This window comes from Streptomyces sp. NPDC101393 (assembly GCF_044767385.1).
GTDB lineage: Bacteria > Actinomycetota > Actinomycetes > Streptomycetales > Streptomycetaceae > Streptomyces.
In genome coordinates, this window is sequence record NZ_JBIWNU010000012.1 from 75,752 (window position 1) to 94,743 (window position 18,992).

The window sequence follows — 18,992 nt, forward strand, 5'->3', positions numbered from 1 at the left end:
TCCCCGGCGCCGGAAAGCTCCGGGGCCCGGCGCCTCCGCCCGCCCCGGCAGCGGCCCGTCAGGCGGCCGGGGCCGCGCCCGGTTCGTCGTCGCCGTCGTCCGGCAGCTTGCAGACCCGCTCCAGGAAGATCGCGGCGACCACGACGGCCGCGCCCGCGAGCACCGAGAGACCGGCGTAGATCGCCTGGTCACGGCGCGGCGCGAGATCGAGTCCCGAGGTCAGCAGGAAGACGCCGACCCCGCCGTACAGCCCGGCGACCAGCGCCGCCACCAGGGCACTCGCCTGCCCGAAGACCACCACGCGGGCGGCCACCAGCGGATCCACGCCCTTCGCGTCCGGCCGGCGCTCGCGCTGCGCGCGCAGCCGCGAGCGGAACGAGAACGCGGTGCCGGCCAGCACGGCGGCGATCAGCGCCAGCACGATCGGCGCCGCCATCGGCACGCCGGGAAGGGTGCCGAACGCGTCCCACAGCCGGGCGCCCGACCAGGCGAGCACCCCCGCCACCAGGAACAGCCCGACCAGCACCTTGATCTGTAGCTGCTTCACCGAGCGATCGCCCCTCGCGCCCTCACGGGCCGTCCTGCCGTCATGACCACACCTGTTCCGTTTCGTGCGCGCCGGACCTGATTCCTACCCGACCGGCCCGGCACGACCCGCAACCTTAACGACTACTCCGGCAGCCGCAGTTCCAGGTCCGCGCGCGCCGTGACGCCGTCACGGCCGACCGACGACAGCAGTTCGGCCACCGCGCCGTGTCCGGGGACCTCGGCGGACGGGTCGATGTCGAGCCACGGCACCAGCACAAAGGCCCGCTCGTGGGCCCGCGGGTGCGGCAGCGTCAGGCCCGGGTCGTCGGAGACGACGTCCTGATAGGCCAGGATGTCGACGTCGATCGTGCGCGGGCCCCAGCGCTCGTCACGGACCCGCTCGAAGGCTTCCTCGATCGCGTGCCCGCGCTCCAGGAGGGAGGCCGGCGGCAGCGTCGTCTTGATCAGCACCACGGCGTTGAAATACGCCGGCTGCGAGGCGGGGTCGACGCCCCACGGCTCGGTCTCGTACACCGGGGAGACCGCCTTGACCCGCAGACCGGGCGTGTCCTCCAGCGCGTCGACGGCACCCTGGAGCGTCTCCAGGCGGTTGCCGAGATTGCTGCCGAGGGAGATCACGGCGCGTTTGGGGTTGGAGAGCGTCACATCCGCGGCGTCCACCTGCGCCACAACGGAGGCGGGCACCGGCTGTACGGTCGGGTCACTGCTGGTCATACTCGGCTCCGGGTGATGGTGATGGACACGTCGTCGAAGGGGACGGTGATCGGGGCATCCGGCTTGTGCACCACCACCTCCACCTCCTGTACCCCCTCGTGCTTGAGGCACTGGTGGGCGATCCGCTCGGCGAGGGTCTCGATGAGGTCGACGGGCTCGCCCTCGACGACGGCCACCACCTCCTCGGCCACCACGCCGTAATGCACGGTCCTCGCGAGGTCGTCCGTGGCCGCGGCCGGTCGGGTGTCCAGGCCCAGCACCAGGTCCACGATGAAGGTCTGGCCTTCCTCGCGTTCCCGGGGGAACACCCCGTGGTGCCCTCGGGCCTTCAGCCCACGCAGCGCGACACGATCCACGCGAATCACTCCCACTGGTCCCACTGGCACCTCTGGCGCCACTGCTCGTCGGATGTCGGGCCCGCGCCGGACTGCTCCGGCACACTGCCCCGTCGTCGAATCTACCTGCGAGCACCGACAGTGCTTGCCCACGGGGGCTATGGACAAGACCCCGCCCTACTGCTAAGCCTCCGCCCTCTCCGGCGACCGGCCCCGGCGGGCCGGGAGCTCGTCCGCGCGGCCTCTTACCCCGGTCGTCACGCCCCACCCCTACCCGTCCCGCACTTGGCTCGAACGGGTGCGCCCGGGTTCACCGGCTGACCCCCGCAGCTGACGACGGGCGGGTGCCGGGCAGGTGTCGCGCGCCTGACCGGCGGGCGGCGACAGGGCGGCGGGCGGGCACCGGGACGTGGCAGGCATCACCGTTTCGCGGGCGGTGGCACGCATCACCCGCAGGCCCGGCCACCGGCCGCGCTCACACGCCGCCCGGTGCCCCCGCCCCGCCCATCGGGCCGACATCGGGACCGTCCCCGTCGTCGTCCTCGTCGCCGTCCTCGTCGTCCTCGCGGTCCGCCAGCACCGGCGAGCCGTGGTGCGACCACACCCGCCAGCCGTCCTCCGTGCGCCGGAAGACGTTGGTCGCCACGACCAGCTGGCCGATCAGCGGCCCCACCGAGCCGTCGTCCTCGGCGGGACCACCGCTGAGGATGTTCTCGGTGCAGGTCACCAGCGCGGAGTCCCCGGCGACATCGATCTCGACGTCCGTCAGGAAGAACTGGATGTATTCGGTGTTCGCCATGATCAGGGCGTACGAGCGGAGCACCTCGCCGCGCCCGCGCAGCACCGGCCACCCCGGGTGGACGACGCTCACCTGTCCGTCGAGCCACAGCTCGGACAGCGCCTCATGATCACCGCGCTCGATGGTCTCGTACAGGGTCGTGTTCGCCTGCTCGACCAGCTCGATGTCCGTCCGTGGGCCCAAGCCGCTCACTCTGCTCCCGTCGCGTTCGCCGTCATCTCGTCGCTCATGTCGTCGCTCGTGTCACCGATCGTGTCACCCGTGGTGTGGTGCACCCGGGTCGCCCACGACCCGCACGCGCCACGTGGACCTGCCGTACGCCGGTTCCCGTGCGCCAGGCTGTTCCCGTACCTCAAGCCGTTCCGTACCCAAGCCGTTTCCGTACCTCAAGCCGTGTGCGCGTCCGCGCCGATCGCGGTCGCCGCGCCTTCCACCGCGCGGGCCACCCGGATCGCGTCCGCGCTCGCCCTGACCTCGTGAACCCGCACCGCCCACGCCCCCTCTCGCGCCACGATCGCCGACACCGCGGCCGTCGCCGCGTCCCGCTCACGGGCCGGCGGCGGAGCGGCGCCGTCGCCGCCTGCCAGCACCCTGCCCAGGAACCGTTTCCTCGATGCCGCCACCAGCAGCGGACGGCCCAGCGACCGCAGGCGCGACAGCTGGGCGACCAGCGCCAGATCGTGTCCGGCGTCCTTGGCGAAACCGAGGCCCGGGTCGATGACTATCCGCTCCGGGTCGATGCCGCCGGTCACCGCGCGCTCCATGCTCTGCCCGAGCTCGTCGACGACCTCGGCGACCACATCCGCGTAGACGGCCCGGTTGTTCATGTCGATGGACTGCCCCCGCCAGTGCATCACGACGAAGGGGACGTGCGAGGACGCGACCACCGGCACCATCGCCGGGTCGGCGCCGCCCGCGCTCACGTCGTTGACCAGCTGCGCCCCGGCCTCCACGGCCCGCTCGGCGACCCGTGCGCGCATCGTGTCGACGGACACCACCACGCCGGCCGCGGCCAGCTCCCGCACGACCGGTACGACGCGGCGCAGCTCCTCCGACTCGTCCACCCGCGCCGCGCCCGGCCGGGTCGACTCGCCGCCCACGTCCACCACGTCCGCACCCTGCGCCACCAGGTCCAGACCGTGCTTGACGGCCAGCTCGGTGTCGAACCACTGGCCGCCGTCGGAGAACGAATCGGGCGTCACATTGACCACGCCCATCACCGCGCAGCGGTCCCAGTCCGGCAGTCCGGCCACCCGGCCACGCAAGGTACTCATGTCACCAGCCTAGGCCGTGTGCCGACCGGCCGGATTGCGCCCGTCAGCAGCGCCCTCGGCGGCCTCAGGCCGCCTTCCCGACGGGTGCCGCGGCCGGGACCGGCTCGCTGGTGTGGGCGCAGGGGCGGGGTTCGGCGGGCCGCCGGCGCCGCAGCATGCGCGGCAGCCCCAGCTCCAGATAGCCCTCGGCCTGGAGCGCGGCCAGGCCGATCCGGGGGATGTCCCGGCTGTTGCGGAAGACCACGAAGCGGGGCTCCCAACGTGGCCGGAACTTGTCGTTGAACTTGTAGAGCGACTCGATCTGGTACCAGCGGGACAGGAAGATCAGCATCCCGCGCCAGATGCGGATGACCGGTCCGGCGCCGAGCTTCTCACCGCGCTCCAGAGAGGAGCGGAACACCGCGAAGTTCAGCGACACCTGCTTGATCGCGAGGTCCGGCGCGGCCTGCAGGGACGCCACGATCAGCAGTTCGTTCATGCCGGGGTCGGCGCTGCGGTCGCGGCGCATCAGCTCCAGGGAGATGCCGCACTCCCCCCACGGCACGTAGTGCTGCATGGCCTTCAGGTCCCCGTACGGGCCCGGCTCCTCGCCCTCCGCGGGGGCCTGGTGCGCGGTGGCGATGACGGCGTCGCCGTCGGTCACCGCGTCGATCCGGCCCAGCGCCATGGAGAAGCCGCGTTCGGTGTCGGTGTCGCGCCAGGCGTTCGCGGCCTGCTGGATCCGCGCCAGCTCGGCCGGATCCAGGTCCCGCACCCGGCGCACCCGGGTCTCGTAGCCGTTGCGCTCGATGCGCTTGACCATCTGGCGGACGTTGCGCATCGCGCGGCCGGTGAGGGTGAAGCCGGCGACGTCGACGATCGCCTCGTCGCCCAGCTCCAGCGCGTCCATGCCGGTCTCCCGGGTCCACACCTGGCCGCCGGTCTCGCTGCAGCCGGTCACCGCGGGCGTCCAGGAGTGCGCCCGCGCCTCCTCCATGAAGCGCTCGATGGCGCCGGGCCAGGCCTCGACGTCGCCGATCGGGTCGCCGCTGGCGAGCATCACCCCGGAGATCACGCGGTAGCAGACGGCGGCCTTCCCGGTCGGCGAGAAGACGGCGCCCTTGTCGCGGCGGAGCGCGAAGTAGCCGAGCGAGTCGCGTTCGCCGTGCTTGTCGAGCAGCTCACGCAGCCGCCTTTCGTCGTCGTCGGTCAGCCGGGCGGCGGGGTGCTCGGGCCGGAAGGCGAGGTACGCGGTGGTGGCGACGGTCAGCAGGCCGAGGGCACCGAGGGAGTAGCCGACGGTGTAGTCGATCCGGTGGGTGTAGGCGATCGGGCCCTCGAAGCCGAACATGCCCCACAGCACGTGCTGGGCGCGCTCCCAGACGGAGGGCGACCCGATGATCTTGTGCGGGTGGGAGCTGACGATCACCATGCCGATGGCGAAGCTCACGCCGCCGAGCACGACGAAGTTGGCGACGGCCTTCCAGCGGCTGCGGGGGTCGGGCAGGGCCGCGAACTCCCGTCGGTGGCGCGCGAGGAACAGCAGCAGCGCCAGCGAGAGCACCGCTCCGAAAATGGAGTGGCGATAGACGAGCTGAGCGGCGATCCCCACCGGAAGCAGCGCCACGGCCGCGACCCAGGCCCGCCGCTTACGCCGTTTGAGTCCGTGCGCCAACAGCAGCAACAGAATGCCGACGACGATCGAAGCGGCCGCCGCCAGCGGACTCACCGCACCCGGCAACACCTCGGCCAGCGCATGCATCCGACTGTGCCGGAACCGCGGGAAGACACCGGCAACGAGGTTGAGCAGGCCGACGACCACGCCGGCCGTACCCACGAATCGCGGCACCGATTCGGGTCGCGGGCCGCGGAGCCAGCGTGGCGTTCGCCACGCAACCGTCTCCGACTTTTCGCCATCTAGCCTGTCAGACATCACTTTCCCGTCGCCCCGGTCGAGAGAACGTGCGAGCCTTGTCGCAGCATCTGGACTTTTTGCGCCCTGTATGACGGCGTTTCAGGGCTCGGGGTTCCATTAGCGGCACGGATGGGCCGGCCGCCCGGAAGAAAGCACCACATGGGTCTCACCAGCAAAAAAGTGCTGCTTCTTGCCGTCCTCATCGCGGTGGCACTCTTCATCCTCACCATTTGGCTGTGGCCGCGCCTGTCCCACAAGAACTGGCGCGCCGTCATCGGACGCATCGGCCTGCTGCTGGCGACCCAGATCTCCCTTTTCGCCTCGATCGGCCTCTTCGCCAACAATTCGTTCGGCTTCTACGCCTCCTGGGCCGACCTCTTCGGCCAGGAGCAGGACCCGGGCGTGGTCACCACCTACGAGACCGGCCCGCACGGCACCAAGCTGAAGATGCTGGGCGCCGAGCGCGTCAGCCTGCCCGGCGGCTCCCGCCCCGAGGTCGGCGGCCGGATCGAAAAGGTCCTGATACGCGGCGAGACATCCCGGATCAACAGCCTGGCGTATGTCTATCTCCCCCCGCAGTACTTCCAGCCGCAGTACGCCAAGAAGAAGTTCCCCGCATCCGTGGTCCTCACCGGCTACCCCGGCACCGCCGAGGCGCTCTACAAGAAGCTGCATTTCCCGCAGACCCAGCACGACCTCACCAAGCGGAAGAAGACGCAGCCGACGGTCCTGGTGATGATGCGGCCGACCGTCGCGCCGCCCCGCGACACCGAGTGCGTGGACATTCCGAACGGCCCGCAGACCGAAACATTCTTCACCAAGGACCTGCGCGCCGACATCTCGCAGCACTACCGAATAGGTGGCGAGGCCAAAAGCTGGGGCATCATCGGCGATTCCACCGGCGGCTACTGCGCGCTGAAAATGACGATGCGGCACCCGGAGGCGTTCTCCTCCGCCGTCGCCCTCTCCGGCAACTACAAGGCCCCCATGGACGCCACCACCGGCAACCTCTTCGGCGGCGACCGGCAGCTGGAACGCGAGAACAACCTGATGTGGCGCCAGCGCCATCTGCCCGCCGCCCCGGTGAACCTCCTCGTCACCACCAGCAAGCAGGGCGAGTCGAACTACCAGCAGACGCTCAACTTCATCAAGCAGACGAAGTCGCCGTCCCGCGTCTCGTCGATCATCCTCGACAGCGGTGGCCACAACTTCAACACCTGGCGCCGCGAGATCCCCGCCGCCATGGAATGGCTCGGCGACCACCTCAAGGTCTGACCTGCACGGTCCGGTCCTTCACGGCCTGATCTGCCGAGCCCCGGCGGCATCGGCAGCCGCGCCCGCCCACTCCTCACCGGGCGGGCGCTTTCCGTGCGCCCGCCGGCCCGTCCGCCTGTTGCGGCCCGTCAACGGCCGATGATCAGGCTCATCGCCTCGGAGCGGGTCGCGGCATCCCGCAGCTGGCCGCGGACGGCCGAGGTCAGGGTCTTGGCGCCGGGCTTGCGGATGCCCCGCATCGACATGCACATGTGCTCGCACTCGATGACGACGATCACGCCGCGCGGCTCCAGGATCTGCATCAGGGAGTCGGCTATCTGGGTGGTGAGACGCTCCTGCACCTGGGGACGCCGGGCATAGACGTCGACCAGGCGGGCGAGCTTGGACAGCCCGGTGATCTTTCCATCGGTCGACGGGATGTAGCCGACGTGTGCCACACCGTGGAACGGGACCAGATGATGCTCACAGGTGGAGTACACCTCGATGTCCCTGACCAGCACCATTTCGTCGTGGCCGATGTCGAACGTCGTCGTCAGGACGTCCTCGGGCACCTGCCACAGTCCGGCGAAGATCTCCCTGTAGGCCCGCGCCACCCGCGCCGGCGTCTCCAGCAGCCCCTCGCGGTCCGGGTCCTCGCCGACGGCGAGAAGGAGCTCGCGTACGGCGTTTTCCGCCCGCTTCTCGTCGAAGGTGCCGATCTCGCCCGCGCCGTCCAGCGTCACCGGATCCGTCATGTGGTGCCTCGTTCTCTCTGCGCCCGCTCGAAACGCGGAATGCCGCGCCCCCCAGGCTAAAACCTGTGGGGCGCGGCATTCATTCCGGGGCCGCTGCGGGCTCCGGAATCAGCTCTCGGGGCGCTTGTCCTCGGGGGTGTCCGCCTTCTCCGTGGAGATGGTGGCGTTCGTCGGCACGGAGCCGTTGGCCGGGGCCAGCTCCTTGGGCGACAGCACCGGCGGGCGGGTCGAGGGGGTACGGCGCGACGAGCCGGTCCACGCGGGGCGGGACGGGCGCTTCACGATGTGCTTGAAGACCTCGGCGATCTCTTCCTTGTTCAGCGTCTCCTTCTCGAGGAGGGTCAGAACGAGGTTGTCGAGGACGTCGCGGTTCTCGACGAGGATCTCCCACGCTTCGTTGTGCGCGGTCTCGATGAGGGCCTTGACCTCCTCATCGACCAGCGCGGCGACCTCTTCGGAGTAGTCGCGCTGGTGACCCATCTCGCGGCCCAGGAAGGGCTCGGAGTTGTCGGTGCCGAACTTGATCGCGCCGAGCCGCTCGGTCATGCCGTACTGCGTGACCATCGCGCGGGCCGTTGCGGTGGCCTTCTCGATGTCGTTCGCAGCGCCCGTGGTCGGGTCGTGGAAGACCAGCTCCTCCGCCGCGCGCCCGCCCAGCATGTATGCCAGCTGGTCGAGCATCTCATTGCGGGTGGTGGAGTACTTGTCCTCGTCGGGCAGGACCATGGTGTAGCCCAGAGCCCGGCCGCGGGACAGGATCGTGATCTTGTGGACCGGGTCGGAGTTCGGTGAGGCCGCCGCGACCAGGGCGTGTCCGCCCTCGTGGTACGCGGTGATCTTCTTCTCCTTCTCGGACATGATCCGGGTCCGCTTCTGCGGTCCGGCCACGACACGGTCGATCGCCTCGTCCAGGAAGTGATTGTTGATCAGCTTCGCGTCACTACGGGCCGTCAGCAGGGCGGCTTCGTTGAGGACGTTGGACAGGTCGGCACCGGTGAAGCCGGGGGTGCGCTTGGCGACGGCCGTGAGGTCGACGTCCGAGGCAACCGGCTTGCCCTTCTGGTGAACCTTGAGGATCTCCAGGCGGCCCTGCATGTCCGGGCGGTCGACCGCGATCTGCCGGTCGAAACGGCCGGGGCGCAGCAGCGCCGGGTCGAGGATGTCCGGACGGTTCGTGGCGGCGATGAGGATCACGCCGCCCTTCACGTCGAAGCCGTCCATCTCGACCAGGAGCTGGTTGAGCGTCTGCTCACGCTCGTCGTGGCCACCGCCGAGACCCGCACCACGGTGCCGGCCGACGGCGTCGATCTCGTCGACGAAGACGATGGCCGGGGCGTTGGCCTTGGCCTGCTCGAAGAGGTCGCGCACTCGGGAGGCGCCGACACCGACGAACATCTCGACGAAGTCGGAACCGGAGATCGAGTAGAACGGGACGCCGGCCTCACCCGCGACAGCGCGCGCGAGCAGCGTCTTGCCCGTACCGGGCGGGCCGTACAGCAGCACACCCTTGGGAATCTTGGCGCCGACGGCCTGGAACTTCGCCGGCTCCTGGAGGAACTCCTTGATCTCGTGGAGTTCCTCGACCGCTTCGTCGGCCCCCGCGACGTCGGTGAACGTCGTCTTGGGGGTGTCCTTCGTGATGAGCTTCGCCTTCGACTTCCCGAACTGCATGACCCGGGAACCGCCGCCCTGCGCCTGGTTCATCAGGAACAGGAAGACGACGATGATGAGGACGAAGGGCACCAGCGTGATCAGCATCCCGACGAACGGGTTCTGCTTCGACGGGGAGACGGTGTACCCGTCCTTGATCTCGCCGGTCTGGTATTTGGCCTGCAGGTTCTTCGCCACGTCGACGCCTTGGTCGCCGATGTAGCTCGCCTGGATCTTGTTGGAGCCTTCGATCTTGTTGTCGCCCGACAACTCGATCTTGATCTTGTTCTCGTCGCCGGTCGTCAGCTCGGCGGATTTCACCTTGTTGTCAGTGATCGCCTTGACGACCTGACCGGTGTCCACCGTCTTGTAGCCGCCGGACGAGCCGACGACCTGCATCAACACGACCACGGCGAGGACGGCCAGCACGATCCACATGACCGGCCCACGGAAGTATCGCTTCACGTCCATCCATACGGAGCCGCTAAGGCCCCGTCCCTCCTGCCACAGTGAGGCACAACGCCCTGGGGAGGGCTGGTCGTGCGTACGGTGTATTACTGGCCCGAAAAAAGATTGCCTTCGGACGGTACCCCAGCATTGTCACCCGGCGCCGCCGCCGACAGCGAACAATGAACCCCTGGATTCCGTCCTCCCTGCTCCAACGCCGGGAAACCGCGACGGGTTCCCGGCGGCCGGCAGCGGGGTGCTCCGGGCCCTCGCCGGCCAACGGCGGCCGGCGAGCGGGTGGTGCTTTTGCTCAGCCGCCGTAGACGTGCGGTGCGAGGGTGCCGACGAACGGCAGGTTCCGGTACTTCTCCGCGAAGTCGAGGCCGTAGCCGACCACGAACTCGTTGGGGATGTCGAAGCCGACCCACTTCACGTCGAGGGCGACCTTTGCGGCCTCCGGCTTGCGCAGCAGCGTGCAGACCTCAAGCGAGGCCGGCTCGCGCGAGCCGAGGTTGGACAGCAGCCACGACAGGGTCAGGCCGGAGTCGATGATGTCCTCGACGATCAGGACGTGCTTGCCCTTGATGTCGGTGTCGAGATCCTTGAGGATCCGGACCACGCCGGAGGACTGGGTGCCGGCGCCGTAGGAGGACACCGCCATCCAGTCCATCGTGACGGGGGTGGACAGCGCGCGCGCCAGGTCCGCCATCACCATCACGGCGCCCTTCAGGACGCCGACGATGAGCAGGTCCTTGCCCGCGTACTCCGCGTCGATCTTCGCCGCCAGCTCGGCCAGCTTGGCGTCGATCTCTTTTTTGCTGATGAGTACCGACTTAAGGTCGGCGCCCATGTCCTTGTCGTCCACCCGTGCCACTCTCGCTCGGTTCGGTGTTCATGCCAGTCGTGAGACTCATGAAGCGGGGCAACCGCTCGGTGTGCCGCGGCTCAGCCCTGCCGAATCACCAGTCTGCCACCCTGCCGTCGCACACCCACCCGCCCGGGGAGGTTGATGGCTCCCTGGCCCCGCCAGGCGGTGATCAGCCGGTCCACTTCTTCGATGTGGCGGGCGAAGAGCGAACCGGCCGGGGCACCCGCCGCGATGGCGGCCCGACGCAGCACCCGGCGGCGTACGGCGGGGGGCAGCGCGAAGAGGGCGGCGATGTCGAGGGTGCCGCTGTCGTCGAGCACCGTGCCCTCGGCGTCGGCGGCCCAGGCGTCCAGGGCGTCGGCGTCGTCCCGGGAGAGCTGGGCCGTACGGGCCAGGGCCTCGACGACGCCTTTGCCGAGTGCCTTCTCCAGTGCGGGCAGCCCTTCGTGGCGCAGCCGCGAGCGGGTGTAGGCGGGATCGGTGTTGTGCGGGTCGTCCCAGACGGGCAGCGCCTGGATGAGGCAGGCCCGGCGCGCGGTCTGGCGGTCCACGTCCAGGAAGGGGCGGCGGTAGCGGCCGCCCGCTCCGGTGGTCGCGGCCATGCCCGAGAGCGAGCGGGTGCCGGAGCCGCGGGCGAGGCCGAGGAGGACGGTCTCGGCCTGGTCGTCGCGGGTGTGGCCGAGGAGGACGGCGGCCGCGCCGTGGTGTTCGGCGGCGGTGTCCAGGGCGGCGTAACGGGCGTCCCGGGCGGCGGCTTCGGGGCCTCCGCCCCTGCCGACCTGGACGGCGACGGTCTCGACGGGGTCGAGCCGCAGCGCCCGCAGCCGCAGCGCGACCTCGGCGGCGCGGAGGTCGGAGCCGTCCTGGAGGCCGTGGTCGACGGTGACGCCCCCGGCGCGGACCCCCAGCTTGGGGGCTTCGAAGGCGAGAGCGGAGGCGAGCGCCATGGAGTCGGCGCCGCCGGAGCAGGCGACGAGCACGAGCGGGGAGCCGTGCCCGTCCTGCGCGAGGTGGTGGTTCAGTACGTCGTGGAGTACGCGGCGGACCGCCAGGCGTATCGCGGCGACCGCTGGATGGGGACCCATGTCCGTTTCCAATCGTTCGGCTGGGAAACCTCAGGCCGTGGACGGCGAATTCGTCACACAGAGTGCCTAGATGGTGACAGAGGCGAGCAGTTCCCCGAGCATTGCACGCCTATCCCTTGGCCACGGTCCCTCAGACGGGTGATTGAAGGGGCGCAGTTCTGCCGTGCGGCGTGCCCAGCTCACGCCGCTCGCCTACGGTGCCCCGTCCGCCTTGCGGTGCACCCGTGCGATCCAGTCCGCCGGTTTGGCGATCTCCGCCTTGGTGGGAAGGGTGTTCGGCGAGGTCCAGACGCGGTTGAAACCGTCCATGCCGACCTCCTCGACGACGGCCCGCACGAAACGCTCACCGTCGCGGTACTGCCGCAGCTTGGCGTCCAGGCCGAGCAGCTTGCGCAGCGCCTGGTCGAGCCGGCCGGCCCCGCTGGCCCGGCGCTTTTGGAACTTCTCCCGGATCTCGGCGACGGACGGCACGACATCGGGGCCGACGCCGTCCATGACGAAGTCGGCGTGGCCCTCCAGGAGGGACATCACGGCGGTCAGCCGGCCGAGGATCTCGCGCTGCGCCGGGGTCTGCACGAGGTCGACCAGGGAGTGGCTGCCGTCATCGCCCTCCTCGCCCTCGGGCTTCGCGCCTGCCAGCGACTGGGCGGCCTCCCGCAGCCGCTCCAGGAGGGTGCCGGGGTCGATCTCGGTCTCGCCGAGGAAGGACTGGATCTCGCCCTCGATGTGGTCGCGCAGCCAGGGCACGGCGGTGAACTGGGTGCGGTGCGTCTCCTCATGGAGGCACACCCACAGCCGGAAGTCGTGCGGGTCGACCTCCAGTTCGCGCTCGACGTGCACGATGTTCGGCGCGACGAGCAGCAGCCGGCCGCCCTGCGCCGCGGCCGGCAGGTCGCGGGAGGCCGGGGCGAACGTCTCGTACTGGCCGAGCACCCGGGAGGACAGGAACGACAGCAGCATGCCCAGCTCGACGCCGGTGACCTTGCCGCCGACGGCGCCGAGCACGGCGCCACCGGGCGTCGTCGAACGGCGGTCCTCCATCTTGGCCAGCAGCGGCTTGAGGACCGCCCGGAACCCGGCGACATTGGCCTTGATCCAGCCTGCCCGGTCCACCACGAGGACCGGGGTGTCGTGCGGGGCCTCGCCTTCGGCTCCGGGCAGTGCCATCCGCGTGAAGGCGCGGACGTGTTCCTCGGAGGCCTTGGCGTGCTTGCGCAGCTCGGCGACGATCGCCCGTGCCTCGTCCCGGCTCACCTCCGGACCGGGCCGTACAAACCGGGTCGCGGTCGCAACCGCGAGTTTCCAGTCGACCATCTCCACACCACCGATGCTCGTCATGAGTTCACGGTACGTGGCCGGTCCGCTAACTGGTAGCCGACTTGGGGGTTCGCCCGGCGCCCGCCGTCCCCCGCTCAGCGGCAGCCGCAGTTGGCCACCGCCGACGCCAGCTTGTCCAGGGCCTTCTGGGCGCCGCCGGCGTCGGTGGTGCCGGTGGTCATGAAGGCGAAGACCAGGAGCCGGCCGTCGGCGTCGACGACGGTCCCGGCGAGGGTGTTCACGCCGGTGAGGGTGCCGGTCTTGGCGCGTACGGCACCGGCTCCCGCGCTCTGGCCGGTGTAGCGGCTGCTGAGGGTGCCGGTGAAGGCGGCGACCGGCAGGCCGGTGACGACGGAGCGCAGCGCCGGGTGGTCCGGGGAGGAGGCGCGCATCAGGAGGTGCGAGAGCAGGGCGGCGGAGACCTTGTCGTCGCGGTCGAGGCCGCTGCCGTCCTTGAAGACGGCGCCCTTCAGTGGGAGATGCAGTGCCTGGAGGGCCTGGTGCACGGCCTTTCCGGCGCCGGCGAAGTCGGCGGGCACCTTGGCGCCGAGGGCGGTCTGGCGGGCCAGTCCCTCGGCGATGTCGTTGTCGCTGTAGGTCAGCATCCGCTCGACCATGGCGGACAGCGGCAGCGAGCGGACGGCGGCGACCCTGGTGGCCTGCTTCGGGGCCTTGCCGCCCTCGGGGTCGCCGTCGACGTCGATGCCGCGCTCGCGCAGCAGGCCGGCGAAGGTGCCGGCCGCGGCGGCCGCAGGGTCGGCCTCGCGGGGTGCGGTGCCGTGGTCGGTGTCGTCGAGGCGGGCCTCGTCGGCCATCAGGGCGCTGACGGGGGCGATGTTCTCGTTGGGGCCGATGGGGTGCTGCGCGGGGCCGGTGTAGGCCGAGGCGTCGAAGCCGAGTGTGATCTTGGTCCGGTGCCGCTTCTTGAGGGCGCGGGCGGTGTCGTCGGCGAGCGTACGCAGGTTCGCGGGCTGCTCCAGGGCGCCCGGCTTCGGCGCGCGGGCGGTGAGGGTGGGGTCGCCTCCGCCGACCAGGAAGATACGGTTCTTCGCCGTATTCACCACGGTCGTGTCGATGCGGTGGTCGGCGCCGAGTGCGGAGAGCGCGGCGACCGCGGTGGCGAGCTTGACCGTGGAGGCGGGGGTCGCCGCCTCGCCCTGCCGGGCCCCGAAGACCTCCTTGCCGGCCGCCACGTCCAGCACCGACGCGGTACGCACCGGTCCCAGCGCCGGGTCCTTGAGCAGCGGCGCGAGCGCGTCGGCCAGCCCCGCGGCGGTGGGGACGGGGGCCGCGCCGCGCCCCGAGGAACCGTGTGCGGGCCCGCCGAGCGCCGGGAGGACGGCCGGCGCGGCGGGGGCGCTGCCGGTGCCGGCACCGTGACGCTCACCACCTGTGCCCGCTCCGGAGGCCGCGCGCAGCCGCTCGGCCGTACGCTGACCCGAGTCCCACGGGCCGGTCGTCACCACCGCGACGACCGCGACCGTCAGACCGGTGGCGGCGGACACCGCTGTCAGCCGCCAGGTCTGCTGCGCATGGCGCGGCGTTGCCCGCCATGCCTGGCGTGCGGCGTTCCTCGCCGCTCGGGCGGACCGCTCTGCCGACTGCCTTGCGTAACGCCCTGCCTCCCGCGCGGATCGCTGCGCCGACTGCCATCTGACCTGCCATGTTCTGGTCTCGGGCACCTCGGACCAGCCCCTTTCGCCACCACACACCTGCGTGGGGGACACTTAATCACCAGACGTATGTGTTGATCATGGAGGAGCCACCCGTGGAGTTCGACGTCACCATCGAGATCCCGAAGGGTTCGCGGAACAAGTACGAGGTGGACCACGAGACCGGTCGGATCCGCCTGGACCGTCGACTCTTCACCTCGACCAGCTACCCGGCCGACTACGGCTTTGTCGAGAACACCCTGGGCGAGGACGGTGACCCGCTGGACGCGCTGGTCATCCTGGACGAGCCCACCTTCCCCGGCTGCCTCATCAAGTGCCGCGCCATCGGCATGTTCCGGATGACGGACGAGGCCGGCGGCGACGACAAGCTGCTGTGCGTCCCGGCATCGGACCCGCGCGTGGAGCACCTTCGGGACATCCACCACGTGTCGGAGTTCGACCGCCTGGAGATCCAGCACTTCTTCGAGGTCTACAAGGACCTGGAGCCCGGCAAGTCCGTCGAGGGCGCCGACTGGGTCGGCCGCACCGAGGCCGAGGCCGAGATCGAGGCCTCCTACAAGCGCCTCGAGGCGCAGGGCGGCAAGCACTGACACCCGGAGGGTGGACGGTCGGATCCTGACCGTCGTGCGCCGGTTCCTGCCCCTCGGCGCACTGTGCTTTTTTCGATTTTCGTACGCGAACGGGCGGCACCCAGTCGGGGTGCCGCCCGTTCGCGTGCCGTGGGCCGGGAGGGGCCTTCGCGGCCCCTCCCGGAACCCTCGGGCGCGCCCTAGAACCCTCGGGTCCGCTTGGCGGCGCGGCGGCCGATGCCCGGCTCCGCCATGCCCGGCCCCCGGAGGAAGAGCCGTGCGACCTCACCACCGAGGTTCACGCCGACCGCGATGGCCAGGGCCAGTGAGACGGCCTTGATCAGCGACGTGAGGCCCTCCTGCATGTTGCCCTGGGCGAAGTTGAGCAGCCCGAAGTACGTGGCGCTACCGGGCAGCAGCGGGCCGATGGCGGCGGTGACGTACGGCAGCGCGGACGCGTAGCGGTAGCGGGACAGCAGCTGGCCGAAGAGGCCGACCAGGCCCGCCGCGATGGCGGTGCCGACCACCGGGTCGAGGTCGGCGTTGACCAGCACGCCGTAGATGACCCAGGCGACCCCGCCGTTCAGCGTCGCGAACAGCACGGTGTGACGTTCCTGCTGGAGCAGCACGCAGAAGGCGAGCGCCAGCAGCATCGCCGCAGCGATCTGCACCAGCGGCTCGTTGTACACCGGCAGCCCCTGCTCCGGCGCGAGCCGGCGCAGCCCCGGGTCCAGCACATTGCCTCCGTAGAGCACGGAGATCACGCCGACGACGATGCCGACGATGAGGTACCCGACCTCCAACAGGCGGGCGGAGGCGGTGATGTAGTAGCCCGTCAGGCCGTCCTGGACGCCGGCGACCAGCGCCCGCCCCGGGATCAGCGCGAACAGCCCACCGGTGATCACCGCGGATGCCTGCACATTGGCGTGCGCCAGGCCGAAGGCCACACCCATCGCGGCCGGCGGCATCGCCGCGACCACGAACTGGTAGAACTCCGGCAGCCCGCGCCCGGACGCGAGCCAGGCGAGGCGGTCACCGAGCATCGAACCCACCGCCGCCGCGACGAACACCAGCAGTCCGCCGCCGACCAGCATGGAAGCGCCGCCGGACAGCAGCCCGGACGCCAGCGTCAGCCCCCAGCTCGGGTACGGGTGGCGGTTACGGCGGATCTCGGCGAGGCCGCGGTAGGCCTCCTCAAGAGTGATGCCTTCCGAGGTGATGTCGTCGACGAGCCGGAAGACCGCGGACAGCCGGGTGTAGTCGACGCCGCGGCGCCGTACGGTCCTGCTGGCCGTGACCGGGTCGTCGACCAGCGACGGCTGGTAGGAGATCGACAGCAGCGTGAAGGTGACCGTCGGCTCGACCCGCTCCAGTTCGTAGGCGTGCGCGACGCCGAACATCGCGGCCTCGACGTCCTCGGCGCCCTCACCGCCGGCGAGCAGGATCTCCCCGATTCGCAGCGTGAGGTCGAGCACACGGGGCACGGCGGGGCCGGTCTCGTCGGTGCGCTCGATCCGCTCGGGGATCGGGCGCTCGTGGACCGGCATCCGCAGCATGGTGCGCGCGCGGTCCTGCCAGGGCGCTTCCTTGGTGAGGCTGATGATGGGGATGCCGTGCGGCGGGGTGAAGGCGAAGCCGCCGGTGGTGGAGCTGCTGGGCAGCGGCGTCTGGCCGGTGGTCGAACCGGGCGGCGCGAACGCCGACCCCTCCTGTTCGGCCGGGGCTTCCGGGCGCAGCCCCTGCGGCAGCGCGAACTCGGAGGTGGGGTGTTCCTCCTCGGGCGTCGCCGGATACGGCACGCCGAGGGGCGGGGTGAAGGCGCTGCGCGCCTCGTCGGACGCGGGCTTGCGGTCCTCGTAGGGGCCGGTCTGGTCCGTGCCGGATCCGGGGGTACCGGGGGTACCGGTGGTGCTGGAAATGGAGCTGCTGCCGTTCTTCGCGCTCTTGGCGCCGTCGTCGGGGTGTGGGGGCCTGCCGCTCCGGCCGGAGGACTTGCCGTTCCGGCCGGAGGTGGTGCTGTTCTTGCCGGTGGGATGGGTGTTCCGACCGGTCGTCCTGCTGTCGCGCCCGGTGGCTTTGCCGTTCCGCCCCGCGGAGGTGCGCTCGGCGTCGGCTCCGTCGGCGCCAGGAGTGCCCTGGCCGCCGTCGCCGCCGGTGTTCTTCGGGTCGTTGTCGCTGTTCGAGCCGTTGGTGCCGCGCTGGCCGCGCGGTGGGTCCGACGCCACGTCTCTTCGCTCCTCGCACTCCTCCAGGCGACCGTCGAAACACACGATGCCTGATGCCGGGTGCGTGCGCGCGGGTAGGGGGGCACTCGCAGGGTAGTTCGGCCCCCGCGGCGGCGCACGGCGACGCCCCCGGACCCGGCAGCGGTGCCGGGGTCACGGGGGCGTGCGGCGGGGGCGGGGGCAGCGCGCGAGGAGACGTGCCGCGAGAAGGCTCGGGGGGCGGCGTCAGCGCCGCGCGTGCCGGCCGCGGCGGCCGTCGGCGGCGCCGCCGCCCGGGAGCCGGTCGTCGGCCTGGGCCGTTGCCCCGGACTCCCCCGCCGCTGCTGCCTTCTTGGACTTGCTGCGCGCCCGCAGGAACTCGATCGCGATCGGCACCACGGAGATCAGCACGATCGCGACCAGGATGGCCTCGATGTTCTTGTGGACGAACGCGATGTTGCCCAGGGAGGCGCCGAGCAGCAGGACACCGGCGCCCCACAGCGTGCCGCCGATGACGTTGAAGGTGAGGAACGAGCGGTAGTTCATCCGGCTGACGCCCGCGATGATGGGGGTGAAGGTCCGCACGATCGGCACGAAGCGGGCCAGGACCAGGGACTTCGGGCCGTACTTCTCGAAGAAGACGTGCGCCTTCTCGACGTTCTCCTGCTTGAAGAGCTTGGAGTCCGGGCGCTTGAAGAGCGAGGGGCCGACCTTGCGGCCGAAGAGATAGCCCGCCTGGTCGCCGAGGACCGCGGCCAGCACGACCAGCACGCACACCAGCCACAGCGGCTTGTCGATCTTGTTCGTCGTCACCAGCAGGCCCGTGGTGAACAGCAGCGAGTCGCCCGGCAGGAAGAAGCCGATCAGCAGGCCGGACTCCGCGAAGACGATGATCAGGACACCGATCAGGCCGAATGTCGCGATCAGATAGTCCGGGTCCAGCCACTGGGGGCCGAGCGCGAGAGTATTCACGGGGTGAAGGCTCCTGGGTCGAGGGCGCCGGATCGTGCGGTGCGACGGGGGAAGCGACGGGGATGCAGGCGCATGGTGCGGCCCAAGTTATCAACGCCGGGTGACGCGCCTTGGTTCCCTCCGGAGTCCGCCGCCCACCCGACCGCGCCCCGAGCGCTGGCCGCTCCCCCCGGACCGGGTGATGCTGGCCCGTAGGAGGTGCACACCATGGGCATCGAGGATTACGGCGGCGGACAGCACGCGCAGTCCGACGTCCTGGTGGTGACGACCAACGACGTCCCCGGCTTCGCCGTGCAGCAGGTCATCGGCGAGGTCTTCGGGCTGACGGTGCGCTCGCGGCACCTGGGCAGCCAGATCGGCGCCGGCCTGAAGTCGATGGTCGGCGGCGAGCTGAAGGGGCTGACCAAGACCCTTGTGGAGACCCGCAACCAGGCGATGGAACGGCTGGTGGAGCAGGCCCGCTCGCGGGGCGCGAACGCGGTGCTGATGTTCCGCTTCGATGTCACGGAAGCGGCGGACGTGGGCACCGAGGTGTGCGCCTACGGAACCGCGGTGGTGATCGCCGAGAAGAGCTGAACCGCGGGCGGGCGGGACGCGGGAGAGCAAGGTCACGGGAGGCGGTGTACGGGCCGG

At 70.7% G+C, this 18,992-nt stretch carries 17 protein-coding genes; 3 read left to right on the forward strand and 14 right to left on the reverse strand.

Annotated features, from left to right (window positions below):
* Positions 1 to 58 precede the first annotated feature (58 nt).
* The 6 genes from ACIRQ7_RS32465 to ACIRQ7_RS32490 form a co-directional block, all read right to left on the reverse strand.
* Complete coding sequence (locus ACIRQ7_RS32465; protein ID WP_403673657.1) at positions 59 to 547, reverse strand: DUF3180 domain-containing protein; 489 nt, start codon at positions 545 to 547, stop codon at positions 59 to 61.
* Between the two features lie 122 nt (positions 548 to 669).
* A complete protein-coding gene (gene folK / locus ACIRQ7_RS32470) occupies positions 670 to 1,263 on the reverse strand; it encodes a 2-amino-4-hydroxy-6-hydroxymethyldihydropteridine diphosphokinase (protein ID WP_401465632.1) in 594 nt (197 codons plus the stop codon).
* Complete coding sequence (gene folB, locus ACIRQ7_RS32475) at positions 1,260 to 1,619, reverse strand: dihydroneopterin aldolase (protein ID WP_404266184.1); 360 nt, start codon at positions 1,617 to 1,619, stop codon at positions 1,260 to 1,262. The genes folK and folB overlap by 4 nt, the downstream gene beginning before the upstream one ends.
* A 454-nt stretch (positions 1,620 to 2,073) precedes the next feature.
* Complete coding sequence (locus tag ACIRQ7_RS32480; RefSeq protein WP_404266185.1) at positions 2,074 to 2,580, reverse strand: nuclear transport factor 2 family protein; 507 nt, start codon at positions 2,578 to 2,580, stop codon at positions 2,074 to 2,076.
* A gap of 203 nt (positions 2,581 to 2,783) precedes the next feature.
* Complete coding sequence (gene folP, locus ACIRQ7_RS32485; RefSeq protein WP_404266186.1) at positions 2,784 to 3,671, reverse strand: dihydropteroate synthase; 888 nt, start codon at positions 3,669 to 3,671, stop codon at positions 2,784 to 2,786.
* Between the two features lie 64 nt (positions 3,672 to 3,735).
* On the reverse strand, positions 3,736 to 5,583 hold the full coding sequence (locus ACIRQ7_RS32490; RefSeq protein ID WP_404266187.1) for a phosphatidylglycerol lysyltransferase domain-containing protein: 1,848 nt from the start codon (positions 5,581 to 5,583) through the stop codon (positions 3,736 to 3,738).
* Positions 5,584 to 5,724: 141 nt separating this feature from the next.
* Between ACIRQ7_RS32490 and ACIRQ7_RS32495 the strand changes: the two genes are divergently transcribed.
* Positions 5,725 to 6,840, forward strand: coding sequence for an alpha/beta hydrolase (locus tag ACIRQ7_RS32495; RefSeq protein WP_404266188.1), 1,116 nt, complete (start codon positions 5,725 to 5,727; stop codon positions 6,838 to 6,840).
* Between the two features lie 128 nt (positions 6,841 to 6,968).
* On the opposite strand, the gene folE is transcribed toward ACIRQ7_RS32495, so the two are convergent.
* The 6 genes from folE to dacB form a co-directional block, all read right to left on the reverse strand.
* Positions 6,969 to 7,574, reverse strand: coding sequence for a GTP cyclohydrolase I FolE (gene folE, locus ACIRQ7_RS32500; RefSeq protein ID WP_401465616.1), 606 nt, complete (start codon positions 7,572 to 7,574; stop codon positions 6,969 to 6,971).
* Between the two features lie 108 nt (positions 7,575 to 7,682).
* Positions 7,683 to 9,695, reverse strand: coding sequence for an ATP-dependent zinc metalloprotease FtsH (gene ftsH, locus ACIRQ7_RS32505; RefSeq protein ID WP_401465613.1), 2,013 nt, complete (start codon positions 9,693 to 9,695; stop codon positions 7,683 to 7,685).
* Positions 9,696 to 9,981: 286 nt separating this feature from the next.
* Positions 9,982 to 10,521 (reverse strand): hypoxanthine phosphoribosyltransferase, encoded by a 540-nt coding sequence (gene hpt / locus ACIRQ7_RS32510; protein WP_401465935.1) that lies wholly within the window; start codon positions 10,519 to 10,521, stop codon positions 9,982 to 9,984.
* Between the two features lie 95 nt (positions 10,522 to 10,616).
* Positions 10,617 to 11,624: a tRNA lysidine(34) synthetase TilS gene (tilS, locus tag ACIRQ7_RS32515; protein ID WP_404266189.1), complete on the reverse strand. Its 1,008-nt coding sequence runs from the start codon at positions 11,622 to 11,624 to the stop codon at positions 10,617 to 10,619.
* Between the two features lie 192 nt (positions 11,625 to 11,816).
* Entirely contained in the window at positions 11,817 to 12,962 is a 1,146-nt protein-coding gene (locus tag ACIRQ7_RS32520) for a zinc-dependent metalloprotease (protein ID WP_401465607.1), read from the reverse strand.
* A 74-nt stretch (positions 12,963 to 13,036) separates the two neighbouring features.
* Positions 13,037 to 14,623 carry a D-alanyl-D-alanine carboxypeptidase/D-alanyl-D-alanine-endopeptidase gene (gene dacB / locus ACIRQ7_RS32525; RefSeq protein ID WP_404266190.1) on the reverse strand — a complete coding sequence of 529 codons (1,587 nt, stop codon included), beginning with the start codon at positions 14,621 to 14,623 and terminating at the stop codon, positions 13,037 to 13,039.
* Positions 14,624 to 14,709: 86 nt separating this feature from the next.
* On the opposite strand from dacB, the gene ACIRQ7_RS32530 reads away from it, so the two are divergent.
* Positions 14,710 to 15,204, forward strand: a complete 495-nt coding sequence (locus tag ACIRQ7_RS32530; RefSeq protein WP_018514302.1) for an inorganic diphosphatase — start codon at positions 14,710 to 14,712, stop codon at positions 15,202 to 15,204.
* A 179-nt stretch (positions 15,205 to 15,383) separates the two neighbouring features.
* Here ACIRQ7_RS32530 and ACIRQ7_RS32535 read toward each other — a convergent pair whose 3' ends face one another.
* Both ACIRQ7_RS32535 and ACIRQ7_RS32540 read right to left on the reverse strand, forming a co-directional pair.
* Positions 15,384 to 17,102, reverse strand: a complete 1,719-nt coding sequence (locus ACIRQ7_RS32535) for a threonine/serine exporter ThrE family protein (RefSeq protein WP_404266264.1) — start codon at positions 17,100 to 17,102, stop codon at positions 15,384 to 15,386.
* 531 nt (positions 17,103 to 17,633) lie between these two features.
* On the reverse strand, positions 17,634 to 18,359 hold the full coding sequence (locus ACIRQ7_RS32540) for a DedA family protein (RefSeq protein ID WP_404266191.1): 726 nt from the start codon (positions 18,357 to 18,359) through the stop codon (positions 17,634 to 17,636).
* A 207-nt stretch (positions 18,360 to 18,566) separates the two neighbouring features.
* Here ACIRQ7_RS32540 and ACIRQ7_RS32545 point away from each other — a divergent pair, with 207 nt between their 5' ends.
* Positions 18,567 to 18,935 carry a YbjQ family protein gene (locus ACIRQ7_RS32545; RefSeq protein WP_401465598.1) on the forward strand — a complete coding sequence of 123 codons (369 nt, stop codon included), beginning with the start codon at positions 18,567 to 18,569 and terminating at the stop codon, positions 18,933 to 18,935.
* Positions 18,936 to 18,992: the final 57 nt, after the last annotated feature.

Coding starts and splice junctions, on each gene's coding strand:
- ACIRQ7_RS32495 (WP_404266188.1), top strand. CDS start 5,725: ATGGGTCTCACCAGCAAAAAAGTGCTGCTTCTTGCCGTCCTCATCGCG.
- ACIRQ7_RS32490 (WP_404266187.1), bottom strand. CDS start 5,583: ATGTCTGACAGGCTAGATGGCGAAAAGTCGGAGACGGTTGCGTGGCGA.
- ACIRQ7_RS32545 (WP_401465598.1), top strand. CDS start 18,567: ATGGGCATCGAGGATTACGGCGGCGGACAGCACGCGCAGTCCGACGTC.
- folP (WP_404266186.1), bottom strand. CDS start 3,671: ATGAGTACCTTGCGTGGCCGGGTGGCCGGACTGCCGGACTGGGACCGC.
- ACIRQ7_RS32520 (WP_401465607.1), bottom strand. CDS start 12,962: ATGACGAGCATCGGTGGTGTGGAGATGGTCGACTGGAAACTCGCGGTT.
- folK (WP_401465632.1), bottom strand. CDS start 1,263: ATGACCAGCAGTGACCCGACCGTACAGCCGGTGCCCGCCTCCGTTGTG.
- tilS (WP_404266189.1), bottom strand. CDS start 11,624: ATGGGTCCCCATCCAGCGGTCGCCGCGATACGCCTGGCGGTCCGCCGC.
- folE (WP_401465616.1), bottom strand. CDS start 7,574: ATGACGGATCCGGTGACGCTGGACGGCGCGGGCGAGATCGGCACCTTC.
- ftsH (WP_401465613.1), bottom strand. CDS start 9,695: ATGGACGTGAAGCGATACTTCCGTGGGCCGGTCATGTGGATCGTGCTG.
- hpt (WP_401465935.1), bottom strand. CDS start 10,521: ATGGGCGCCGACCTTAAGTCGGTACTCATCAGCAAAAAAGAGATCGAC.